General features: G+C 73.8%; 17 protein-coding genes. 10 read left to right on the top strand and 7 right to left on the bottom strand.

Annotated elements, in window-relative coordinates; all coding sequences use genetic code 11:
* The first annotated feature begins 116 nt into the window (after positions 1 to 116).
* On the top strand, positions 117 to 1253 hold the full coding sequence (locus tag GA0070613_RS26905; RefSeq protein WP_089014830.1) for a SigB/SigF/SigG family RNA polymerase sigma factor: 1137 nt from the start codon (positions 117 to 119) through the stop codon (positions 1251 to 1253).
* A 95-nt stretch (positions 1254 to 1348) separates the two neighbouring features.
* Here GA0070613_RS26905 and ctaD read toward each other — a convergent pair whose 3' ends face one another.
* The 5 genes from ctaD to GA0070613_RS26880 all read right to left on the bottom strand — a co-directional run bounded on the left by ctaD (position 1349) and on the right by GA0070613_RS26880 (position 7090).
* The gene (gene ctaD / locus GA0070613_RS26900) at positions 1349 to 3349 is read right to left on the bottom strand and encodes an aa3-type cytochrome oxidase subunit I (RefSeq protein WP_089014829.1); all 2001 of its coding nucleotides are present in this window, start codon (positions 3347 to 3349) and stop codon (positions 1349 to 1351) included.
* An 87-nt stretch (positions 3350 to 3436) separates the two neighbouring features.
* Positions 3437 to 4168: an ATP-binding protein gene (locus GA0070613_RS26895; RefSeq protein WP_089014828.1), complete on the bottom strand. Its 732-nt coding sequence runs from the start codon at positions 4166 to 4168 to the stop codon at positions 3437 to 3439.
* An 88-nt stretch (positions 4169 to 4256) separates the two neighbouring features.
* On the bottom strand, positions 4257 to 4709 hold the full coding sequence (locus GA0070613_RS26890) for a DUF4383 domain-containing protein (RefSeq protein ID WP_089016224.1): 453 nt from the start codon (positions 4707 to 4709) through the stop codon (positions 4257 to 4259).
* Positions 4710 to 4824: 115 nt separating this feature from the next.
* Positions 4825 to 5979, bottom strand: a complete 1155-nt coding sequence (locus GA0070613_RS26885) for a glycosyltransferase (protein WP_089014827.1) — start codon at positions 5977 to 5979, stop codon at positions 4825 to 4827.
* Positions 5980 to 6109: 130 nt separating this feature from the next.
* On the bottom strand, positions 6110 to 7090 hold the full coding sequence (locus tag GA0070613_RS26880; protein ID WP_231929883.1) for a glucosyl-3-phosphoglycerate synthase: 981 nt from the start codon (positions 7088 to 7090) through the stop codon (positions 6110 to 6112).
* Between the two features lie 250 nt (positions 7091 to 7340).
* Here GA0070613_RS26880 and GA0070613_RS26875 point away from each other — a divergent pair, with 250 nt between their 5' ends.
* From GA0070613_RS26875 to GA0070613_RS26850, 6 genes are all read left to right on the top strand, one after another.
* Positions 7341 to 8372: a Gfo/Idh/MocA family protein gene (locus tag GA0070613_RS26875; RefSeq protein WP_089014826.1), complete on the top strand. Its 1032-nt coding sequence runs from the start codon at positions 7341 to 7343 to the stop codon at positions 8370 to 8372.
* Entirely contained in the window at positions 8365 to 9453 is a 1089-nt protein-coding gene (locus GA0070613_RS26870) for a zinc-binding dehydrogenase (protein WP_089014825.1), read from the top strand. Before GA0070613_RS26875 ends, GA0070613_RS26870 begins: the two co-directional genes overlap by 8 nt.
* Positions 9454 to 9483: 30 nt before the next feature.
* Positions 9484 to 11232: an ABC transporter ATP-binding protein gene (locus GA0070613_RS26865; RefSeq protein ID WP_089014824.1), complete on the top strand. Its 1749-nt coding sequence runs from the start codon at positions 9484 to 9486 to the stop codon at positions 11230 to 11232.
* A gap of 108 nt (positions 11233 to 11340) precedes the next feature.
* Positions 11341 to 13635, top strand: a complete 2295-nt coding sequence (secA2, locus tag GA0070613_RS26860; protein ID WP_089014823.1) for an accessory Sec system translocase SecA2 — start codon at positions 11341 to 11343, stop codon at positions 13633 to 13635.
* A 191-nt stretch (positions 13636 to 13826) separates the two neighbouring features.
* Positions 13827 to 14567, top strand: coding sequence for a GAF and ANTAR domain-containing protein (locus GA0070613_RS26855; RefSeq protein ID WP_089016222.1), 741 nt, complete (start codon positions 13827 to 13829; stop codon positions 14565 to 14567).
* 77 nt (positions 14568 to 14644) lie between these two features.
* Positions 14645 to 15166, top strand: a complete 522-nt coding sequence (locus GA0070613_RS26850; RefSeq protein ID WP_089014822.1) for a DUF2231 domain-containing protein — start codon at positions 14645 to 14647, stop codon at positions 15164 to 15166.
* A gap of 37 nt (positions 15167 to 15203) precedes the next feature.
* Here GA0070613_RS26850 and GA0070613_RS26845 read toward each other — a convergent pair whose 3' ends face one another.
* Together GA0070613_RS26845 and GA0070613_RS26840 are read right to left on the bottom strand one after the other, a co-directional pair.
* Entirely contained in the window at positions 15204 to 16127 is a 924-nt protein-coding gene (locus GA0070613_RS26845; RefSeq protein ID WP_089014821.1) for a DUF3500 domain-containing protein, read from the bottom strand.
* Positions 16128 to 16195: 68 nt separating this feature from the next.
* Positions 16196 to 16588 (bottom strand): ankyrin repeat domain-containing protein, encoded by a 393-nt coding sequence (locus tag GA0070613_RS26840; RefSeq protein ID WP_089014820.1) that lies wholly within the window; start codon positions 16586 to 16588, stop codon positions 16196 to 16198.
* Between the two features lie 69 nt (positions 16589 to 16657).
* On the opposite strand from GA0070613_RS26840, the gene GA0070613_RS26835 reads away from it, so the two are divergent.
* The 3 genes from GA0070613_RS26835 to GA0070613_RS26825 all read left to right on the top strand — a co-directional run bounded on the left by GA0070613_RS26835 (position 16658) and on the right by GA0070613_RS26825 (position 18163).
* Complete coding sequence (locus GA0070613_RS26835; protein ID WP_089014819.1) at positions 16658 to 17035, top strand: cupin domain-containing protein; 378 nt, start codon at positions 16658 to 16660, stop codon at positions 17033 to 17035.
* A gap of 121 nt (positions 17036 to 17156) precedes the next feature.
* Positions 17157 to 17609 (top strand): cysteine dioxygenase, encoded by a 453-nt coding sequence (locus GA0070613_RS26830; protein WP_089014818.1) that lies wholly within the window; start codon positions 17157 to 17159, stop codon positions 17607 to 17609.
* A 62-nt stretch (positions 17610 to 17671) separates the two neighbouring features.
* Entirely contained in the window at positions 17672 to 18163 is a 492-nt protein-coding gene (locus GA0070613_RS26825; protein WP_089014817.1) for a rhodanese-like domain-containing protein, read from the top strand.
* The last annotated feature ends 212 nt before the right edge of the window (positions 18164 to 18375 follow it).

Raw genomic sequence — 18375 nt, 5'->3', positions numbered from 1 at the left:
TGTCGTCGCTCCTGGCGTGCCAGTCACGTAACCCACTTCCGGCCCGGTGCGTGGCCCGACCACGCGCATGACCGGTTTCCCAATCCGGGCGGGGGACCTTCCTGAGGGAGGCGCGGATGTTCGGACAGACCACCACAACCACACCACCACCCACCGATCGGGGCCTGGAGGACCTCGACGCGGCGGCGCTGGCGTACGCGGCACGGATCGAAGGCCTGCCGCCGGAGCGGCGGCAGGAGGCACGGGACGACCTGGTCCGCTTCGCGCTGCCCTTCGCCGGGCGGTTGGCCCGCCGCTACCGGGGTCGGGGGGAACCGCTGGAGGATCTGGAGCAGGTGGCCCGCCTCGGCCTGGTCAACGCCGTCGACCGGTACGACCCGGAACGGGGGTCCTTCACCGCGTACGCGGCGATCACCATCGTCGGTGAGATCAAACGGCACTTCCGGGACCGCACCTGGGGCGTGCACGTGCCCCGCCGGCTGCGCGACCTGATCCTGGAGGTGGGGCAGGCGACGGCGGCGCTGACCAGCGAGTTGTCCCGGGCGCCCACGGTGGCCGAGCTGGCCCAACGGCTGGAGACCCCGGAGGAGGAGATCCTCGCCGCGCTGGAGTCGGCCGCGGGTTACAGCCCGGCCTCGCTCAACGCGCCGGTCGGCGGGGAGAGTTCCGCCGAGTTCGGCGACCTGGTCGGCGAGTCGGACAACGCGCTGGAATCGGTGGACGACCGGGTGACCGTCAGCGGGCTGCTACACCGGCTGCCCTGGCGGGAGCGGCGGATCCTCGCGATGCGCTTCTACGGCAACCAGACGCAGGCGGAGATCGCCGCCCGGTTCGGCATCTCCCAGATGCACGTGTCCCGGCTGCTGTCCCGGGCGCTGACCTGGCTGCGCCAGGCGATGCTCGCCGACGCCCCGCCGCCATGGCAGAACGGGGCCGCCGAGTCGGAGCCGGTGAAGACGAGGATCTCGGTGCGGCAGAACGGCGACCGGGTGGTCGTCGAGGTCGGCAGCGACGTCGACCGGGACGGCGCGGACCAGTTGCGCCGGGCGATGCTGGAGGCGGTGACCGGGCAGCCCAGCGAGGTGGTGGTGGACCTGGTCGGCGCGGGCGGCGTCGACGCGGGCGGGATCGCCGCGCTGATGGCCGGCCGGGACGCCGCGGCCCGCACGGGAGTGCCGCTGCGGCTGACCAGGGTCCAGCCCGCCGTGCGCCGCTCGCTCAGCGCGGCCGGTCTAGCGGCCAACGCCGAGTAGTCCGTCCCGGACGCCGGGCACCAAGGCCGGCACCAACTCGGCCGACGACATGCAGGGCCGGCGCCGTCAGGCGCCGGCCCTGCGTCGCGTACCGGTCAGTGCTCCTCGGTGTCATCGCGGCGGTGCGGGTGGCGCCAGCGCTCGTTCTCCGGAGCCCGCTCGGCGTGCTCTTCTTCCTCCGCCGGGGCGTCGGTCTGCTCGAAGCTGGGCCGGCGAATCTGTTCCGGCTCCGGGACCTCCACCGGGCGGGCGCCGGACTGCGGCGTGGGGTGGTACTCGACGGCCCTGCGCGCGCCGTGCGCCCCCTCGGCGGCCGGCGACTCGGGGACGCGCGGCTCGAGATGCAGCTCCTCGGCGAAGCGCTGTGGCGGCTTGGTGGTGCGCTGCGGCAGGTCCCGGCCGAGGTCGGCGACGAGCCGCCCGTACTTGGCGTCGAAGGCGGGACGCTCGGAGCGGATCCGGGGCATCCGGTCGAAGTTGCGCAGCGGCGGCGGGCAGGTGGTGGCCCACTCCAGGGAGTTGCCGAAGCCCCACGGGTCGTCGACGGAGACCATCGTGCCGTACCGCCAGGACTTCCAGACGTTGTAGATGAAGAACAGCGTGGACGCGCCCAGGATGAACGACCCGATGCTGGAGATCGCGTTGAGCGTGGTGAACCCGTCGGTGGGCAGATAGTCGGCGTACCGCCGGGGCATGCCCTCGTTGCCCAGCCAGTGCTGGACCAGGAAGGTCATGTGGAAGCCGACGAACATGGTCCAGAAGTGCGCCTTGCCCAGGCGTTCGTCGAGCAGCCGCCCGGTCATCTTCGGGAACCAGAAGTAGGCCCCGCCGAAGGCGGCGAAGACGATTGTGCCGAAGAGCACGTAGTGGAAGTGCGCCACCACGAAGTAGGTGTCGGTGGTGTGGAAGTCCGCCGGCGGGCTGGCCAGCAGCACCCCGGTCAGGCCGCCGAGCAGGAAGGTGGTCAGGAAGCCGATGGCGAAGAGCATCGGCGTCTCGAAGGTGAGCTGCCCCTTCCACATGGTGCCGATCCAGTTGAAGAACTTCACCCCGGTCGGCACCGCGATGAGGTAGCTCAGGATGCTGAAGAACGGCAGCAGCACCTGGCCGGTGCCGAACATGTGGTGCGCCCACACGGTCATCGACAGCACGGTGATCGCGATGGTGGCGAGCACGATACCGGTGTAGCCGAAGATCGGCTTGCGGGCGAACACCGGGATGATCTCGGAGATGATGCCGAAGAACGGCAGCGCCACGACGTAGACCTCGGGATGGCCGAAGAACCAGAACAGATGCTGCCAGAGCATCGGCCCGCCGGTGGTCGGGTCGTAGACGTGCGAGTGCAGGATCCGGTCCGACGCCAGCGCGAAGAGCGCCGCCGCCAGCAGCGGGAAGATGAAGATCACCAGCACGCTGGTGAGCAGCAGGTTCCAGGTGAAGATCGGCATCCGGAACATGGTCATCCCGGGGGCGCGCAGGGTGATGATCGTGGTGATCATGTTGACCGCGCCCAGGATCGTGCCGAGGCCGGAGAGGGCCAGCCCGACGATCCACATGTTTCCGCCGACGCCCGGGCTGTGCTGGGACAGGCTCAACGGCGTGTACGCGAACCAGCCGAAGTCCGCCGCGCCACCCGGGGTGAAGAAGCTGGCCATGAGTATCGACCCGCCGAACAGATACATCCAGTACGCCAAGGCGTTCAGCCGGGGGAACGAGACGTCCGGGGCGCCGATCTGGAGCGGGACGATGTAGTTGCCGAAGGCGAACACCAGCGGGGTGGCGAAGAACAGCAGCATGATCGTGCCGTGCATGGTGAACGCCTGGTTGTACTGCTCGGGGGAGAGGAACTGCATGCCCGGTTGGGCCAGCTCGGCCCGCAGCAGCAGCGCCAGCACCCCGCCGATCAGGAAGAAGACGAATGACGTCACCAGATAGAGCAGACCGATCAGCTTGGCGTCTGTCGTACCCAGCAGCTTGAGCAGCGAACTGCCTCTGATGGCGGTCCGGACCGGGCCGGGATAGCCGCCGAACCGGGCGGGCGCGAGGATCGCGGGCCCCCGGTCTCGTGCCGGCTCCGTGACTACCCGCTTCGGCATATCTCTCACCCCGTCGTGACGACAGAAAGGACGGGCACGCCTACCCGGCCCCTTGCCCATAAAACCAGGCGAGAGCGGAAAATTCGGTCAGTTCGCCGGTAGCATCGCCCAGACGACCTTGCCGTCACCCGTCGGCGCGCTGCCCCAGCGCTGGGTCAGCTCGCGGACCAGCAGCAGTCCTCGGCCCCCCTCTGCCCGCAGGTCCTGCCCGGTCGCGGCCCGCGCCGCGACCCGACTGCCGTCCATCACGGCCACCTGGAGGTACGGCCGCCGCAGGGTCACCGTCACCTGCATCGGCGTGCCGGCGTGCCGGACCACGTTGCTCACCAGCTCGGTCAGCACCAGCGAGGCCGGGCCGGTCAGCTCGGGGATGTTCCATCGCCCGCAGGCCTCGGTGACCAGCTCCCGCGCCCGCCGGCAGGCGCCGGCGACCGGCTCCAGCCGGGCCCGCAGCCGCGGCGCCGCCGACGCGCCGGCCAGCGCGGTGGCCTCGGCGCAGTCCGGCCGCACCGGCACCACCCGGCACGCGGTCGTCTCGGCGAGCCAGGCCGCGGCAGCCGGCGGCGGGGCGCAGAGCACGATCGGCACCGCGGGCCAGTCGGCGGCCCGCCGCGCGGCGGCGGCGAAGACGGAGAGCGCCAGCCGGTCGGTGACGTCGACCTCGGCCAGGTCGACCACCAGGGCGTCCGGCTGGGCGGTGAGGCAGCGGTCGAGCACGGTGTGCACCGTGCGCATGGTCGCCAGGTCGAGCGCACCCGCCAGCCGTACGAGGGTGACCGGCGACTCGTCGCGGACCTCGCAGCTGATCCGGGTCGGCATGAGCCCCTCGATTCCGTCTCGTCGCGGACCTGCCAACTACCCGCCGCGCAGCCCGGTCAAACCGGACCAGCCGCCCACCCAGGCCTGGTCAGCGGCGACCCAGGCCACGCGTGGTGACCAGGCCGAGGGCGATCATGCCGATCCCGAGGAAGAGGTGGAGCCAGTCGTCGGCGCCGTTGACCGGGATGAAGTTCGCGCCGCTGGAGTGGTCGACCACCACGCCGTAGAGCCAGAGCACCAGATAGATGGCGCCGCCGCCGATCAGGTACGTCCGGGCGCCGGAGACCGTGCGGGACAGCGCCAGGCCGGCGATGCCGTAGAGCAGGTGCACGATGTTGTGCAGCACCGAGACCTGGAACAGGCCGAGCAGCTTCGCGTCCGATTCGTGGCCGGCGAAGTACAGGTCGTCGAAGTTGCTGGTGATCCCGGGTATGAAGCCGAGCACCCCGACGATCAGGAGGACCACGCCGGCCGCGGCCGCCGCCCGACGTACCGGGGCGCGGCCGTCGGCCGGGTTGCGTCGGCCCCGGGAGTGGGCCATCGAGTTCGTCACGACGTCTCCTCACCCTGGAACGGACGGCGTGGTTTCCCGTTCCGGCGGGCGGCAAACGCCGGCCCGGCCACCCCTCACGGTGCGGCCAGGCCGGCAACGGCGCTCAGGCCGGCAGCAGGGGGCGGGCGGCGAGCTGCCGGACCCGCTCGTACAGCCCGACGTACCGCTCCGCCATCATCGCCGGGGTGAACCGGGCGGCCGCCTCCCGGCGGCACTCGTCCGGCTCCAGCAGACCGGCGGCCAGCACCAGCTCGCCCAGCTCCTCCTCGTCGGTGGTGAGCAGTCCGGTGCGCCCGTGTTCGATCAGTTCGGGCAGGCAGCCGCGCGCGGTGGAGACCACCGGCGTACCCAGGGCGAGGGACTCGACCACGGCGGTGCCGCCGGGCTCCTCCCAGCGCAGCGGGAAGAGCGAGGCGCGGGCGCCGGCCAGCAGGTCGTCGCGCTCCTGGCCGGCGACCGTGCCGACCCAGCGGACCAGGTCGCCGTCGACGTGCGGGGCCACCTGGTCGTAGAAGAACCGCACGTCCGGGTTCTGCCGGGCCTCGTCGCCGGCCGCGGCCAGGTCCTCCGGCCGGTGGTACGGCCCGACCGGGCCGGCCAGCACCAGCGGGAAGCCCACCTGCTGGGCGAGCCGGGCGCCCAGGTCCTGCCCCTTGCCCGGGTTGATCCGGCCCAGAATGATCACGTGGTCGCCCTTGTCGACGGGGGCCCGGCGGTCCGCGTCGACCGCGAGCGGGGTGGACAGGTGCACGTGCCCCACCGAGTGGTCCCGCAGTGCCTGCGGGGCGCGGGCCAGCTGCGAGGCGGAGACGCCGTTGACCCGAACCCGGTCGCCGCCGTCCAGGTTGCCGTAGAGCTCCGGGTGCTTCGCCAGGTCCCAGTGCAGGGTGTGCAGCGCCGGCGGGGCGTCCGGGCCCATCGCGGCCATGGTGGCCAGCCCGACCGCCTCCACGTGGTCGTGCACCAGATCGATGTCGTCACGGGTGTGCAGCGCGCGCACCACCCCGTTCAGGTGCGCCTGGGAGACCCCGCAGACCTGGTTGTACGGCCGCTGCAGGGCGTGGAACTGGCCGTCCGGGAAGACCGAGATCTTCTCGTCGACCGGCAGGGTGCTGCTCTCCACCGAGGCCAGCACCACCCGGACGCCGAGCCGGCGCAGCTCGGGCACCAGGGTCGCCACCACGTTCTCGATCCCGCCGTAGCCGGGGGGCGGCACGGACAACCAGGGGCCGGCGTTCATCAGGACGGTGAGGCTCATCGTGTCGGGTTCCTTCCCTCGGCGGCGCCCCCGTCGGCCCTCCGCGTGCCAGCGACCGGCCCCGCGGGCCGGTCGTCACCGCTGCGTGCCGGTCGCCCGGACCGGCCGTCGCCACCGTCGGCCGGCGGCCTCACGCCGCCACCCTGCGCCGCGGCACCCGGTGCCGCAGCTGCGCCAGCGGCGGGCGCTCCTCGATCGAGACGTCGCTGACCACGATCTCGCGGTCCAGGTTGGGCAGCGCCTCGGAGCCGCCGCGCCGGAACTGGGTGAGCAGGGCGGCCGGCGTGGTACCCGGGCTGGCCCAGCCCCGGCGCTGCAGGCGGGACCAGGCGGTCAACATGATCTGGGCGGACATCCGGCCCAGCGCCGCGGTGTCCTGGTGGCGGTGCTTGCGCTCACCGAGGTCCACCTGGGCCAGCGCGTCCAGGCCGACCAGCTCCAGCAGGTCGATCAGCATCGCCGTCTCCACCCCGTAACCGGAGACGAACGGCACCTGCTCCAGCACGTCCCGGCGGCCGGCGTACTCGCCCGCGAGGGGCTGCACGAAGCCGGCCAGCTCCGGCCAGAAGAGGTTGAGCAGCGGCCGGGCCATCAGCTCGGTCACCCGGCCACCGCCGTCGGCCTCCACGCTGGTCGCGCCGACCAACGGCCGGTGGTAGAAGCCCTTGACGAAGTCGACCGACGGGTCGGTCAGCAGCGGGCCGATCAGTCCGGTGACGAAGTGCGGCCGGAACTCGCGCAGGTCGGCGTCGACGAAGGCGACCACGTCACCCTCGGCGGCGGCCAGTCCGGCCCAGAGCGCGTCGCCCTTGCCGGTCAACTGCGGCAGGCCCCGGGTCATCGCGTCCTGGCTGACCACCTCGGCCCCGGCGGCCCGCGCCACCTGGGCGGTCCGGTCGGTCGACCGGGAGTCGACCACGATCAGCTCGTCGACCAGGGGGAGCCGGTCCATCAGGTGCTCGCGGATCGTCGACACGATCGCGCCGACGGTGGCCTCCTCGTTGCGGGCCGGCAGCACCACGCTGACCCGGCTGTCGCCCTTGGCCCGCAGCAGCCGGCGGGCCGGCCAGTCGTTGGCCGACGTGGTGCGGTAGGTGGCCCAGGCCTCCACCACTGGTGAGACGATCGATTCTGTATCCCGCACGGGCACACCCCCAGGTCGTGGCGGAAACGCGGGAACTGGCTTTCCCAGTACCTGCCCCGCGCTAACCGGATCATGCCTAACAGCCTGATCACGTCCCGGGCACCGGCGGGTTCCCGACGGGTGAACGTCTGATTGCGCACCCGCCGGGTTTGGTGGAGTGCCGGCAGGGGGAGAGCTGTCCGGGTAGGCGGAAAACCGCGGCGAGAGGGTCTGTGGAATGCGCGTGTGCCGGGTGGGACTGGTAGGAGCCGGCGGGGTGGCGCAACGCCACGCCCGGGTGTTGACCGGCTTCGAGGACGTGGAACTGCTCGGGGTGACCGACGTGACCCGGGACGCGGCGGAGGCGCTGGCCGGGACGCACGGCGCCCGTGCCTTCGTCGACGTGGACGAGCTGCTCGCCGCCGGTCCGGACGCCGTGTACGTCTGCGTGCCGCCGTTCGCGCACGGGCCGGTCGAGGAGGCGGTGATCGCCGCCGGCGTGCCGATGTTCGTGGAGAAGCCGGTCGCGGTGGACCTGGAGACCGCGGAGCGGATCGCCGAGCTGGTGGAGCGACGGCAGCTGCTCACCGCGGTCGGCCACCACTGGCGCTACCTGCACGTGGTCGAGCAGGCCCGGGAACTGCTCGCCGATCGTCCGGTGCGGATGGTCAACGGCGCCTGGCTGGACAAGGTGCCGCCGGTGGCCTGGTGGGCCCGGCGGGACCGCTCCGGCGGCCCGGTGGTCGAGCAGGCCGCGCACGTGCTCGACCTGATCCGCGCGCTGGTCGGCGAGGCCACCGAGGTGACCGCGTACGGCGACGGAGCCCCGCCGCCGGTCGACGGCGCCGACATCGACTCGGTCACCGCGGCGACGCTGCGTTTCGAGGGCGGCGCTGTCGGCACGCTCGCCGCGGCGTGCGTGCTGGGCTGGAAGCACCGGGCCGGCGTGGAGATCCTCGCCGACGGGCTGGCGCTGTCGCTGGCCGAGGACGGCCTGACCATCTGCGACGCGGACGGCGAGCGGCACCTGCCCGGCGACCCGGACGGCGCTCGGGCGGCCGTCGACCGGGCCTTCGTCGACGCGGTGCGGGGGGTCGGCGACGACGTCCGTGTCCCGTACGCGGAGGCCCTGCGCACCCAGCGGCTGGCCCTCGCCGTGGCCGAGTCCGCCCGGACCGGCCGCAGCGTGTCGCTGCCCACCGGGCCGGCCGCGCGGCCCCGGACGGCTGTGGCGGACGCCCCGCCGGCGGGGGTGACCGTCGATGCGTGACAAGGTCGTGGTGGTCAGCGGCCCCGGGCGGGTGGAGCTGGTCGAGCGGGACGCCGCCGAGCTGCGGGACGGCACGTTCCGGGTGGAGACCCTTTACAGCGGCGTCTCCGCCGGCACCGAACTGAGCTACGTCAAGGGCACCAACCCCTACCTCAACGTCACCTGGAACGCCGACCTGGGCCTGTTCCAGCCCGGGAAGGCGAGCACGCCCTACCCGGTGGACCGGCTCGGCTACATGCAGGTGGGCCGGGTGGCGGAGAGCCGGACCCCGGCGATCGGGGTGGGGACCGTGGGCGCCATGACCTACGGCCACCGCACCGGGTACGTCGCCGACCCGGTCGCCGAACGCTTCGTGCCGCTGCCCGAGGACCTGGACCCGCTGCTCGGCATCTACGTCGCGCACATGGGTCCGATCTGCGCCAACGGCCTGCTGCACGCCGCCGCCGACCTGTGTGGCACCGACGTGCGCTCGCTCGGCGACGGCGTGCGCGGCCGCCGGGTCGCGGTCGTCGGCAGCGGCGTCGTCGCCCTGCTCACCGCGCTGCTCGCGAGGCGGCACGGGGCCGCCTCGGTGGTGGTGCTGGACCCGACCCCGCAGCGGCGGGAGGTGGCCGAGGCGCTCGGCCTGGAGACCCTCGACCCGGAGGCCGACGACCCGGCGCTGGTGCTCAAGACCCGGTGGAACCACTCCGCCGGCGACCGCGGCGCCGACGTGGTGTTCCAGTGCCGGGGTCAGGCCTGGGCGCTGCACCTCGCGCTGCGTCTGCTCCGCCCCCAGGGCACGGTCATCGACCTGGCCTTCTACCAGGCGGGTGCCGACGAGGTCCGGCTCGGCGAGGAGTTCCACCACAACGGCCTGTCGCTGCGCTGCGCCCAGATCGGGCGGGTGCCGCGCGGGCTCACCCCGACCTGGGACCGGGAGCGGCTCTCCGCGGAGACCATCGAGCTGCTCCGGCAGTACGGCGACCTGATCCGCAAGCATCTGGTCTCGGCGGTGGTGCCGTTCGAGGAGGCGCCGGCGCTACTGACCGATCTGGCCGAGCGGCGCCGGTCCGAGTTGCAGGTCGTGCTCACGGGCTGACGGCTGGGCGGCGCCGGATACGGTGCTGGCATGACCATCGACACCGGCCGGCCACCGGGGCTCGCCGCGCTGCTGCCGTACCTGCGCGCCCACCGCGGCACCCTCGCCGTGGTGGGCGCGCTGTCGCTGGCCGGGGCCGGGGCGGCCCTCGGGCAGCCGCTGCTGACCCGGCTGGTGCTGGACCGGGTCACCGCCGCCCGGCCGGTCGCCGGGCTGGTCGCCGCGCTGGTGGCCCTCGTGGTGGCCGGCGCCGCGGTCGGCGGGCTCCGCGACTACCTGCTGCAGCGGACCGCGGAGGGGCTGGTGCTGGGCACCCGCCGCCGGCTCGCCGGGCACCTGCTCCGGCTGCCGATCGCGGAGTACGACCGCCGCCGCACCGGCGACCTGCTCTCCCGGGTCGGCTCGGACACCACCCTGCTGCGGGCGGTGGTCACCTCCGGGCTCTTCGAGACCGTCACCGGGGCCGTGATGGTGCTGGGCGCCGGGACCGCGATGCTGTTGCTCGACCCGCCGCTGTTCGGGGTGACGCTGGCCGCCGTCGGCGTCGGCATCGGGTTCGCCCTCACCGTCGCCCGCCGGGTACGCGGACTGGCCCGCCGGGCCCAGGAACGGGTCGGCGAGATGACCTCCGCCGTCGAGCGGGCCATCTCGGCCGCCCGCACCATCCGGGCCAGTCGGGCCGAGGCGCGGGAGGCGGACACGGTCGCCGGCAGCGCCGCCGAGGCGTACGCGGCGGGGCTGCGGGTGGCCCGGGTGCAGGCGCTGGTCGGCCCGGCCAGCACGGTCACCCTCCAGGGCGCCTTCCTGCTCGTCCTGGCCGTCGGCGGGGCCCGGGTGGCCGCCGGGGCGATCAGCGTCGGCGACCTGGTCGCCTTCGTGATGTTCCTGTTCTTCCTGGTGCTGCCGCTGGGGCAGGCGGTGCACGCGTACACCCAGCTGCAGAGCGGGCTGGGGGCCCTCGCGCGGATCGAGGAGATCCTCGCCGTACCGGCGGAGGGAGCCGGCGACCGGCGGCCCAGGCGGGCGGCGGCCCCGGCGGTCGGCGGGCCGGCGGCGATCGAGTTCGACCGGGTCGGGTTCGGCTACCCGGGCGGGCCGCCGGTGCTGCACGGGGTGAGCTTCACCGTGCCGGCCGGCACCCGGACCGCCCTGGTCGGCCCCTCCGGCGCCGGCAAGTCGACCCTGCTCGCCCTGGTCGAACGCTTCTACGAGGTCACCGAGGGCACCCTGCGCCTGGACGGGGTGGACGTGCGCGACCTGCCCCGCGCCGCGCTGCGGGCCCGCCTCGGGTACGTCGAGCAGGAGGCTCCGGTGCTGGCCGGCACGCTGCGGGACAACCTGCTGATCACCGCGCCGGACGCCCCGGACGACCGGCTCCGGGCCGTCCTCGACGAGGTCAACCTGGGGCACCTGGCCGAGCGGGCGCCCGAGGGCCTGGGCGTGCAGGTCGGTGAGGGCGGCGTGCTGCTCTCCGGGGGCGAGCGGCAGCGGCTGGCCATCGCCCGGACGCTGCTGGCCGGCCCGCCGGTGCTGCTGCTCGACGAGCCGACCAGCAACCTCGACGCCCGCAACGAGGCGGCGCTGCGGCGGGCCATCGACGCGGTGGCGGTCCGGCGCACCCTGTTGATCGTGGCGCACCGCCTCTCCACCGTCGTGGACGCGGACCAGATCGTGGTCCTCGACGGCGGCCGGGTGGTCGCCGTCGGCAGCCACGACGAGCTGACCGGGACCAGCCCCCTCTACCGCGAACTCGCCACCCACCAGCTCCTCGTCAGCTGACCGCGAAAAGCCCCTGAGCTGGGCGGATGAGACCGAATCCGGACACCCCGGCGGCCCCGGACCGGTCGGGCCGCACAATCGGGTTCGGTTCGCGTACCGTTGCCGTTCATGGGAGTGTCGCAACGGTTGAAGAGCAGGTTCCGGCAGTTCCTCCAGCGGCCGGGAACGACGGTCGAGCTGGCCCCGCTGGAGAAGCTGCTGCCGGCCATCGAGGCGCGCGAGGAGGAGCTGAAGGGGCTCGACGACGCCGAGCTGACCGAGGCCGCCGGCGCCGCCACCGGGTACGAGGAGATCTGCGCGATCGGCCGGGAGGCCGCCCGCCGCGGCCTCGACCAGCGGCCGTACGACGTGCAGCTGCTCGGCGCGATGGCGCTGCTCTCCGGCAAGGTCGCCGAGATGGCCACCGGTGAGGGCAAGACGCTCACCGCCACCATCGCCGCGTACGGGCACGTGCGGATGGGCAACGGCCCGGTCCACGTGCTCACCGTCAACGACTACCTGGCCCGCCGCGACGCCGAGTGGATGAGCCCGGTCTACACCCTGCTCGGGCTCACTGTCGGCTGGGTCAACGAGGCGTCCACCCCCGAGGAGCGGCGCGCCGCGTACGCCTGCGACGTCACCTACGTCTCGGTCAGCGAGGCCGGCTTCGACTACCTGCGCGACCAGCTCGTCACCGACATCGCCGACCGGGTCCAGCAGCCGCTGCGGACCGCCATCGTCGACGAGGCCGACTCGATCCTGATCGACGAGGCCCGGGTGCCGATGGTCCTCGCCGGCGCGGTCCCCGGCGAGCAGGACCCGGTGCACGCCGCCGCCGCGCTGGTGCGCGGGCTGCGCAAGGGCAAGCACTACACCGTCGCCGAGGACGGCCGCAGCGTCGCCTTCACCGCGGCTGGCCTGGCCACCATGGAGGCGAAGCTCGGCGGCATCGACCTGTACGACGAGGAGCACGTCGGGCAGCTCTCCGCGGTGAACGTGGCGTTGCACGCGCACGCCCTGCTGCACCATGACGTCGACTACATCGTCCGGGACGGCTCGGTCGAGCTGATCGACGAGATGCGCGGCCGGGTCGCCCAGCGCCGCCGCTGGCCGGACGGGTTGCAGGCCGCGGTCGAGGCTAAGGAGGGGCTGGACGCGACCGCCGAGGGCGAGGTGCTCGGCACCATCGCCGTGCAGGCGTACATCGCGCTGTACCCGACGGTCTGCGGGATGACCGCGACCGCGGTGCTCGTCGGCGACCAGCTGCGGGAGTTCTTCGGCCTCGAGGTGGCCGTGATCCCGCCGAACACGCCGTGCGTCCGCGAGGACGAGCCGGACCGGATCTACGCCACCCGGGCCGAGAAGGAGGAGGCGCTGATCGACGAGATCAAGCGCTGCCACGAGCAGGGCCGGCCGGTGCTGGTCGGCACCCTGGACGTGAAGGAGTCCGAGGGGCTGGCCGCCGGGCTGCAGGCCGCGGGGGTGCCCTGCGTGGTGCTCAACGCAAAGAACGACGACGAGGAGGCGGCGATCATCGCCGAGGCCGGCGCGTACGGCGCGGTGACCGTCTCCACCCAGATGGCCGGCCGGGGCGTCGACATCCGGCTCGGCGGCAGCGACCAGACCGACCGGGAGCGGGTGGCCGAGCTGGGTGGCCTGTACGTGATGGGCAGCGGCCGCCACGACAGCCGCCGGGTCGACGACCAGCTGCGCGGCCGGGCCGGCCGGCAGGGCGACCCGGGTGGCTCGGCCTTCTTCGTCAGCCTGGAGGACGACCTGGTGGTCCGGCACGCCGGCGACGCCATCCCGGCCTCGCCGCGGATGAACGCCGACGGCCTGGTCACCGACCCGCAGGTGGACTACGCGGTGGAGCACGCCCAGCGGGTCGCGGAGGGCGTCAACCACGAGATCCACCGCAACACCTGGCGCTACAGCGTGGTGATCGAGCAGCAGCGCAAGGCCCTCGCCGAGCGGCGCGAGCGGCTGCTCACCAGCGACATCGCCGCGCTGATGCTGCTGGAGCGGGTGCCGGAGAAGGCCGGCGAGATGGACGAGGACCTGCTCGCCGACGCGGCCCGGTCGATCGCCCTCTACCACCTGGACCGGCTCTGGGCCGACCACCTGGCCGAGCTCTCCGAGGTCCGGGAGGGCGTGCACCTGCGCGCGCTGGGCCGGCTCGACCCGCTGGACGAGTTCCACCGCAGCGCGGTGCCCGCGTTCAACGCGCTGGTCCCCGAGATCGAGACGCGGACCATCGCGACCTTCGAGGAGACCGAGTTCGAGGAGGGCTGGGAGCCGGACGCCTCGAAGCTGGTCCGGCCGAGCGCCACCTGGACGTACCTGGTGCACGACAACCCGTTCGGCTCGGAGCTGGACCGGTTGATCGCCTCCGTCGGGCGGCGGCTCATCTCCGGTTCCCGCTGAGCGTCGCAGGGGTCCCTTCCGGCGCGCCGGCCGCGCCGGAAGGGACCCCTTTGCGCGGTTTCGATCCTGGTTTGCGAGGGTAGTAGCCCGAGGCTTTGAAGTCAGGGAGAGGCAACGGGGATGACACAGGCAATGACGCCGGACGGGGACACCGCGTGGTCGTACGCGCCGGGGGCGGGGACCGCGAGCCGGTGAACCTGGACACGCGGGAGTCGACCATCGACGCGCTGGGCGTGCTGGAGACCGCGGCACTGCTGAGGGAGCTGACCGCCGGCCTGATCGCGGTCACCGACTTCGACGAGGCGCTGGACCAGCTGGTCCGGATCGCCCGGGACGCCGTACCGGGGGTGGCCTGCTGCGGGTTCACCGCGCTGCGGGCCGGCGAGCCGGCCGGCGTGGCCGCCTCCGAGCCCCGGCTGGCCGAGCTGGACGACCTGCGGCACGGCCCCGACTCGCCGGCGATGAGCGCCATCCGCCGCCGCGAGATGGTCATCGCCGAGGACCTGGCGCAGGAGTCGCGCTGGCCGGCCTGGACCACCCGGGCCCGCCGGCTGGGCGTACGCGGGGTGATCTCCGCGCCGGTCGACGTCGACGAGCAGGTGATCGGTGCGATCAACCTGTACGCCGAGTCGGCGCCGGGGCTGACCACCCGGCACCAGCTCACCGCGATGCTCCTCGCCGAGCACGCCGGGCTGCTGCTGGCTGCGGTCCGGGACCGGGCCCGACAGGCGGCGCAGGCCGGTCGGCTGGACTCCAGCCTGCTGGAGGAGGGGGTCGTCGGGCAGGCCATCGGGGTGATCATGACCCAGCGCGGCTGCCCGGCCCCGGAGGCGCTGAACGTGCTCCGCAGCGCCGCCGCCTCGTTGGGCATACCGCTGCGCGAGGTGGCCGAGCGGTTGGTGATCACCGTCTCCCGTCCCCGGGAGAGCTGAACGGCGTTCGTTTCGTCCCATTGGCGGTCGGGTAGCACTTTGGACTGGCGAGCTGCACCGATACTGGGGAGGAACCGATGGAGAGCCGACTGCGGGTGCAGGGGCACCCCATCCAACCGATGCTGGTGACGTTCCCGTTCGGGCTGTTCGTCAGTGCCGCGGTGTTCGACCTGGCCGACGTCGCCGGCGGCCCCGCCTTCCTCGGCGAGGTGGGCTACTGGAGCGCGGTCGCCGCGCTGGTCGCGGCCGCCCTCGCCGCCATGGCCGGGATGGTCGACCTGTGGGACGTCCGGGCCGGCCGGACCCGCCGTACCGCGGTCACCTTCAACCTGGTCAACGCCGCGATGGCGGGGCTGTTCCTGCTCGCCTGCCTGATCCGGGCCCACGCGCCGCAGCGCGGCGCCACCGCCGTGCTGCTCGCCACCGAGCTGGTCGCCCTGGCCGTCGGCGCGGTCGGGGTCTGGCTGGGCGCCAGGCTGATGCGCCAGTTCGACCGGGGCCGTGCGGTCGAGCCGAGCGGCTTCGAGGCGCTGGTTGACATCCCCGGCTCCACCGTGGAGATCGTCCGTCCGCGGGCTGTCGTGACACCACCTTCATGATCACCGGTGCGGGACGGGCGGGTGGCATGGGCGGAGGTCAGTGGGCGGTGGCGTGGTGGGCGGCGAGGACGTCGGCGCCGAAGTCGCTGGCCGGGCGGCGCAGGACGGTGTGCGCGTGGTTGCCGTCGTCGGTGGTGTTGTCGTACTCGATCAGCAGGTCGTCGGCCTGGACGCGGTAGTAGTGCCGCTGCCCCGGCCGGGTCGCGCCGGCCCAGGCGAAGTGCAGCTCCCCGCCGTCGAGCCGGTCGGCCTCCCGGGCGGCCAGCTCCGGCGGGAGCCGGTCGAGGTAGAGGGCGACGAGCCGGTCGAGCAGCGCCCGGCCGGTCGGCGTGAGCCGGCTCCGCGGCACCCCGAGCGGGTCGAGCCGGCCGGGCGCGGTCGGCCGGGTGGCGCTGATGATGTCGGCGGGCGCCTCGTCGGCGATGACCGCCGCGGCCCGTCCCGCCGTACCGAGCGCGTCCAGCAGTTCCCGGGCCAGGTCCTCCTCGACGCCGAGCGGCCGGGAGACCGGCCGGCCGGCGTGCCGGACCGTGGCCGGGTTGGCGCCGAAGAAGAGCGGGGCGGGGGAGACCTGGTCGTCGACCACGGTCATGCTCACCGAGAGGTGGTGCCCCTCGATCCGCCAGCCCCACCGGTCGTCGGCGGCCGGGTCGCCGAAGAGGGCGACCCAGTAGTCGCCGCTGTGCCGGCCGCGGCGCCAGCCCTCCGCCCGGTCGAGCACCTCCTCCAAGGCGATGATCGCCATCGCCTGCGCGTACGCCGGCGGGCTCAGCGCGGTGGCGAGGAGCCGGTGTGCCGCCTTGCGGGCCGCCACGTCCAGGTCGGCGAGGGGCACGCCGGGCCGGGGGCGGGGCCGGTACTCCAGCCACCGCCGGGCCGGCTCGTCGTCGAAGGCGTGGCCGGCGCGTCGCCGGCCCGACTCGTCGAGTGCCGCCAGCAGGGCGCCGGCCGCCGTGCGCATCTGCTCCGGTACGGGATCCTCCACCGACCCTGTATACCGCCCCGACGGCCGGCGCACCGGCCGGTGCGTCAGCTCCGTCCGAGCGCCGCCAGCATCTCCGGCAGGTCGAAGAAGCGTGCCGTCTCCACCGCCGAGGGGCTGCCGTGGTCCGGGTCCGCGCCGGCCTCGACCAGCGCGCGTACCGCCTCGGTGTTCTTGCGGAAGACCGCCGCGGCGAGCGCCGTCTGGCCCCGGTCGTTGATCCGGGCGTGGTCGGCACCGCGGGCCAGCAGCGCGGCCACGGTCGGCGGATGGGCGTGGTACGCGGCGAGGATCAGCAGGGTGTCGCCCTTGTCGTTGGTCATGTTGACCGGCAGGCCGGCGTCGACGTACCCGGCCAGTTCCTCGGTCGCCCCGCCGCGCGCCAGGTCGAACATCCGGTGCGCGAAGGCGAGCGTCTCCGCGTCGAGATCGTCGGTCATCCGTCCAGGTTAGTGGGACCCGGACCGGCCGTGCCTGGTAGCTTGCCAGCCCGGCGCGGGGAGGGACGGATGGACGATTCGGTGTACGTCGGCAACGCGGGTGTGGACGGGGCGGCCGACGCCGGCTGGCTGCTCGGCCACTTCAAGCCGCCGGGGGACGTCCGGCACAGCACCGAGGTCGAGGTGAAGTGGGGCGTGCACCGGGCGGGGGAGGCCCGGTCCCGATGGGCCACCGGCGAGCGCCGCACCGCGCTGCTGGTGCTGATCAGCGGTCGGTTCCGGGTGGAGCTGCCGGACCGCGCGGTGGTGCTCGGCACGCCCGGCGACTACGTGGTGTGGGGCCGGGGCGTCGACCATTCCTGGTACGCGGAGCGGGAGTCGGTGGTGCTGACCGTGCGCTGGCCGTCGGTGCCCGGCTACCGGGTGGACCCGCCAATGCTGCGCTGACCGGCCGATGCGGCTCGCGGAGCCGCCGTCCCAGCATCCGGTATTACCTACTAAACCTATAGGGCTTACCTCCTATAGTGACGGGGCACGCGCCGCTCCGCACCGGGAGGACCAACCGCCCATGACCAGCACCCAGCCGTCCGACCTGCTCACCGTCGCCGCCCGGTACGCGGACCCGGTCGGTTGGTCGGTCCCGCTGCGCTTCGACCGGACCCAGCGGTGGTACGCGCGGCTCGCGGCCGGGCCCGACCACGAGGTCTGGGCGCTGAGCTGGCTGCCCGGACAGGGCACCGACCTGCACGACCACGGCGGCTCCTCCGGCGCCTTCCTGGTCGTCGCCGGCAGCCTCACCGAGGAGATGGTCAGCGGTGGCCGGCTGCGTCCGCACCGGCTCGCCGCGGGCGCCGGCCGGCGCTTCGGCGCCCGACACGTGCACGTGGTGACCAACCGGGGTGACCAGCCGGCGGTCAGCGTGCACGTCTACCGGCCCGCGCTGCGCCGGATGAGCCGCTACCGGCTCGTCGACGGGCGGCTCCTGATCGCGGACGTGGCCGAGGCCGGGGTGGCGTGGTGAACCCGTCCGGCGCGCGACCGCTCCCACCCGCGGACCCGACATCCACCCGGAAGGACGCGACGATGCCGCACACCCAGACCCGTACCGACAGCTGTCCGGTCGCGCCGGCCGGCTCCCGGGGCATCGACGAGATCCTGGCCGCCGCCCGGGCCCGGCTGCGCCGGCTCGACCCCGAGCAGGCCCACCTCGCGTACCGGTCGGGAGCGTTGCTGGTCGACATCCGGCCGGCGGGCCAGCGCGCCGCGCACGGCACCGTCCCCGGCGCCCTCGCCGTGGAACGCAACGTGCTCGAGTGGCGGTTCGACCCGCGCTGTCCGGCCCGGCTGCCCCAGGCCGTCGACTACGACGTGCCGGTGGTGATCCTCTGCCAGGAGGGCTACACCTCCTCGCTGGCCGCCGCCGCCCTCCGGGAGCTCGGCCTGCACCGGGCCACCGACGTCGTGGGCGGGTTCGCCGCCTGGCGCATCGCCGGGCTGCCCACCCTCGGCCCCACCCCGCCGCACCGCCCCTCGTCCGCCGCGCCCCCGGCCACCGCCGGCCGGGCGCCCCGCTGACCGCCGCGCCGCACCCGGCGTTCTCCCTGCGTGAGCAGCGGCGCCGCGGCGCCACCGGCCAATGTGAACCGGCCGGGGACCCCCCCGTAACGGGCCATCCCGACGGCTCTGCTGTAATCATCTGGCCTCGCACGGAGAGCGAGCGGGCGGCTCCGATGTGTTCGTCAATTGTCACATTCATGCAACGTAGCCGCCCCTTGACCCTCGCACAG

Origin of the sequence: Micromonospora inositola (assembly GCF_900090285.1) — a bacterium.
In the GTDB taxonomy this organism is placed as follows: Bacteria; Actinomycetota; Actinomycetes; order Mycobacteriales; family Micromonosporaceae; genus Micromonospora; species Micromonospora inositola.
The sequence above is the reverse complement of the archived record's forward strand: the minus strand, read 5'-3'. Positions and strand labels throughout refer to the sequence as shown.

What these genes read in the sequence shown, in the direction of transcription:
- GA0070613_RS26905 (WP_089014830.1), top strand. Translation starts at nt 117, where the DNA reads ATGTTCGGACAGACCACCACAACCACACCACCACCCACCGATCGGGGC.
- ctaD (WP_089014829.1), bottom strand. Translation starts at nt 3,349, where the DNA reads ATGCCGAAGCGGGTAGTCACGGAGCCGGCACGAGACCGGGGGCCCGCG.
- GA0070613_RS26895 (WP_089014828.1), bottom strand. Translation starts at nt 4,168, where the DNA reads ATGCCGACCCGGATCAGCTGCGAGGTCCGCGACGAGTCGCCGGTCACC.
- GA0070613_RS26890 (WP_089016224.1), bottom strand. Translation starts at nt 4,709, where the DNA reads ATGGCCCACTCCCGGGGCCGACGCAACCCGGCCGACGGCCGCGCCCCG.
- GA0070613_RS26885 (WP_089014827.1), bottom strand. Translation starts at nt 5,979, where the DNA reads ATGAGCCTCACCGTCCTGATGAACGCCGGCCCCTGGTTGTCCGTGCCG.
- GA0070613_RS26875 (WP_089014826.1), top strand. Translation starts at nt 7,341, where the DNA reads ATGCGCGTGTGCCGGGTGGGACTGGTAGGAGCCGGCGGGGTGGCGCAA.
- GA0070613_RS26870 (WP_089014825.1), top strand. Translation starts at nt 8,365, where the DNA reads ATGCGTGACAAGGTCGTGGTGGTCAGCGGCCCCGGGCGGGTGGAGCTG.
- GA0070613_RS26865 (WP_089014824.1), top strand. Translation starts at nt 9,484, where the DNA reads ATGACCATCGACACCGGCCGGCCACCGGGGCTCGCCGCGCTGCTGCCG.
- secA2 (WP_089014823.1), top strand. Translation starts at nt 11,341, where the DNA reads ATGGGAGTGTCGCAACGGTTGAAGAGCAGGTTCCGGCAGTTCCTCCAG.
- GA0070613_RS26850 (WP_089014822.1), top strand. Translation starts at nt 14,645, where the DNA reads ATGGAGAGCCGACTGCGGGTGCAGGGGCACCCCATCCAACCGATGCTG.
- GA0070613_RS26845 (WP_089014821.1), bottom strand. Translation starts at nt 16,127, where the DNA reads ATGCGCACGGCGGCCGGCGCCCTGCTGGCGGCACTCGACGAGTCGGGC.
- GA0070613_RS26840 (WP_089014820.1), bottom strand. Translation starts at nt 16,588, where the DNA reads ATGACCGACGATCTCGACGCGGAGACGCTCGCCTTCGCGCACCGGATG.
- GA0070613_RS26835 (WP_089014819.1), top strand. Translation starts at nt 16,658, where the DNA reads ATGGACGATTCGGTGTACGTCGGCAACGCGGGTGTGGACGGGGCGGCC.
- GA0070613_RS26830 (WP_089014818.1), top strand. Translation starts at nt 17,157, where the DNA reads ATGACCAGCACCCAGCCGTCCGACCTGCTCACCGTCGCCGCCCGGTAC.
- GA0070613_RS26825 (WP_089014817.1), top strand. Translation starts at nt 17,672, where the DNA reads ATGCCGCACACCCAGACCCGTACCGACAGCTGTCCGGTCGCGCCGGCC.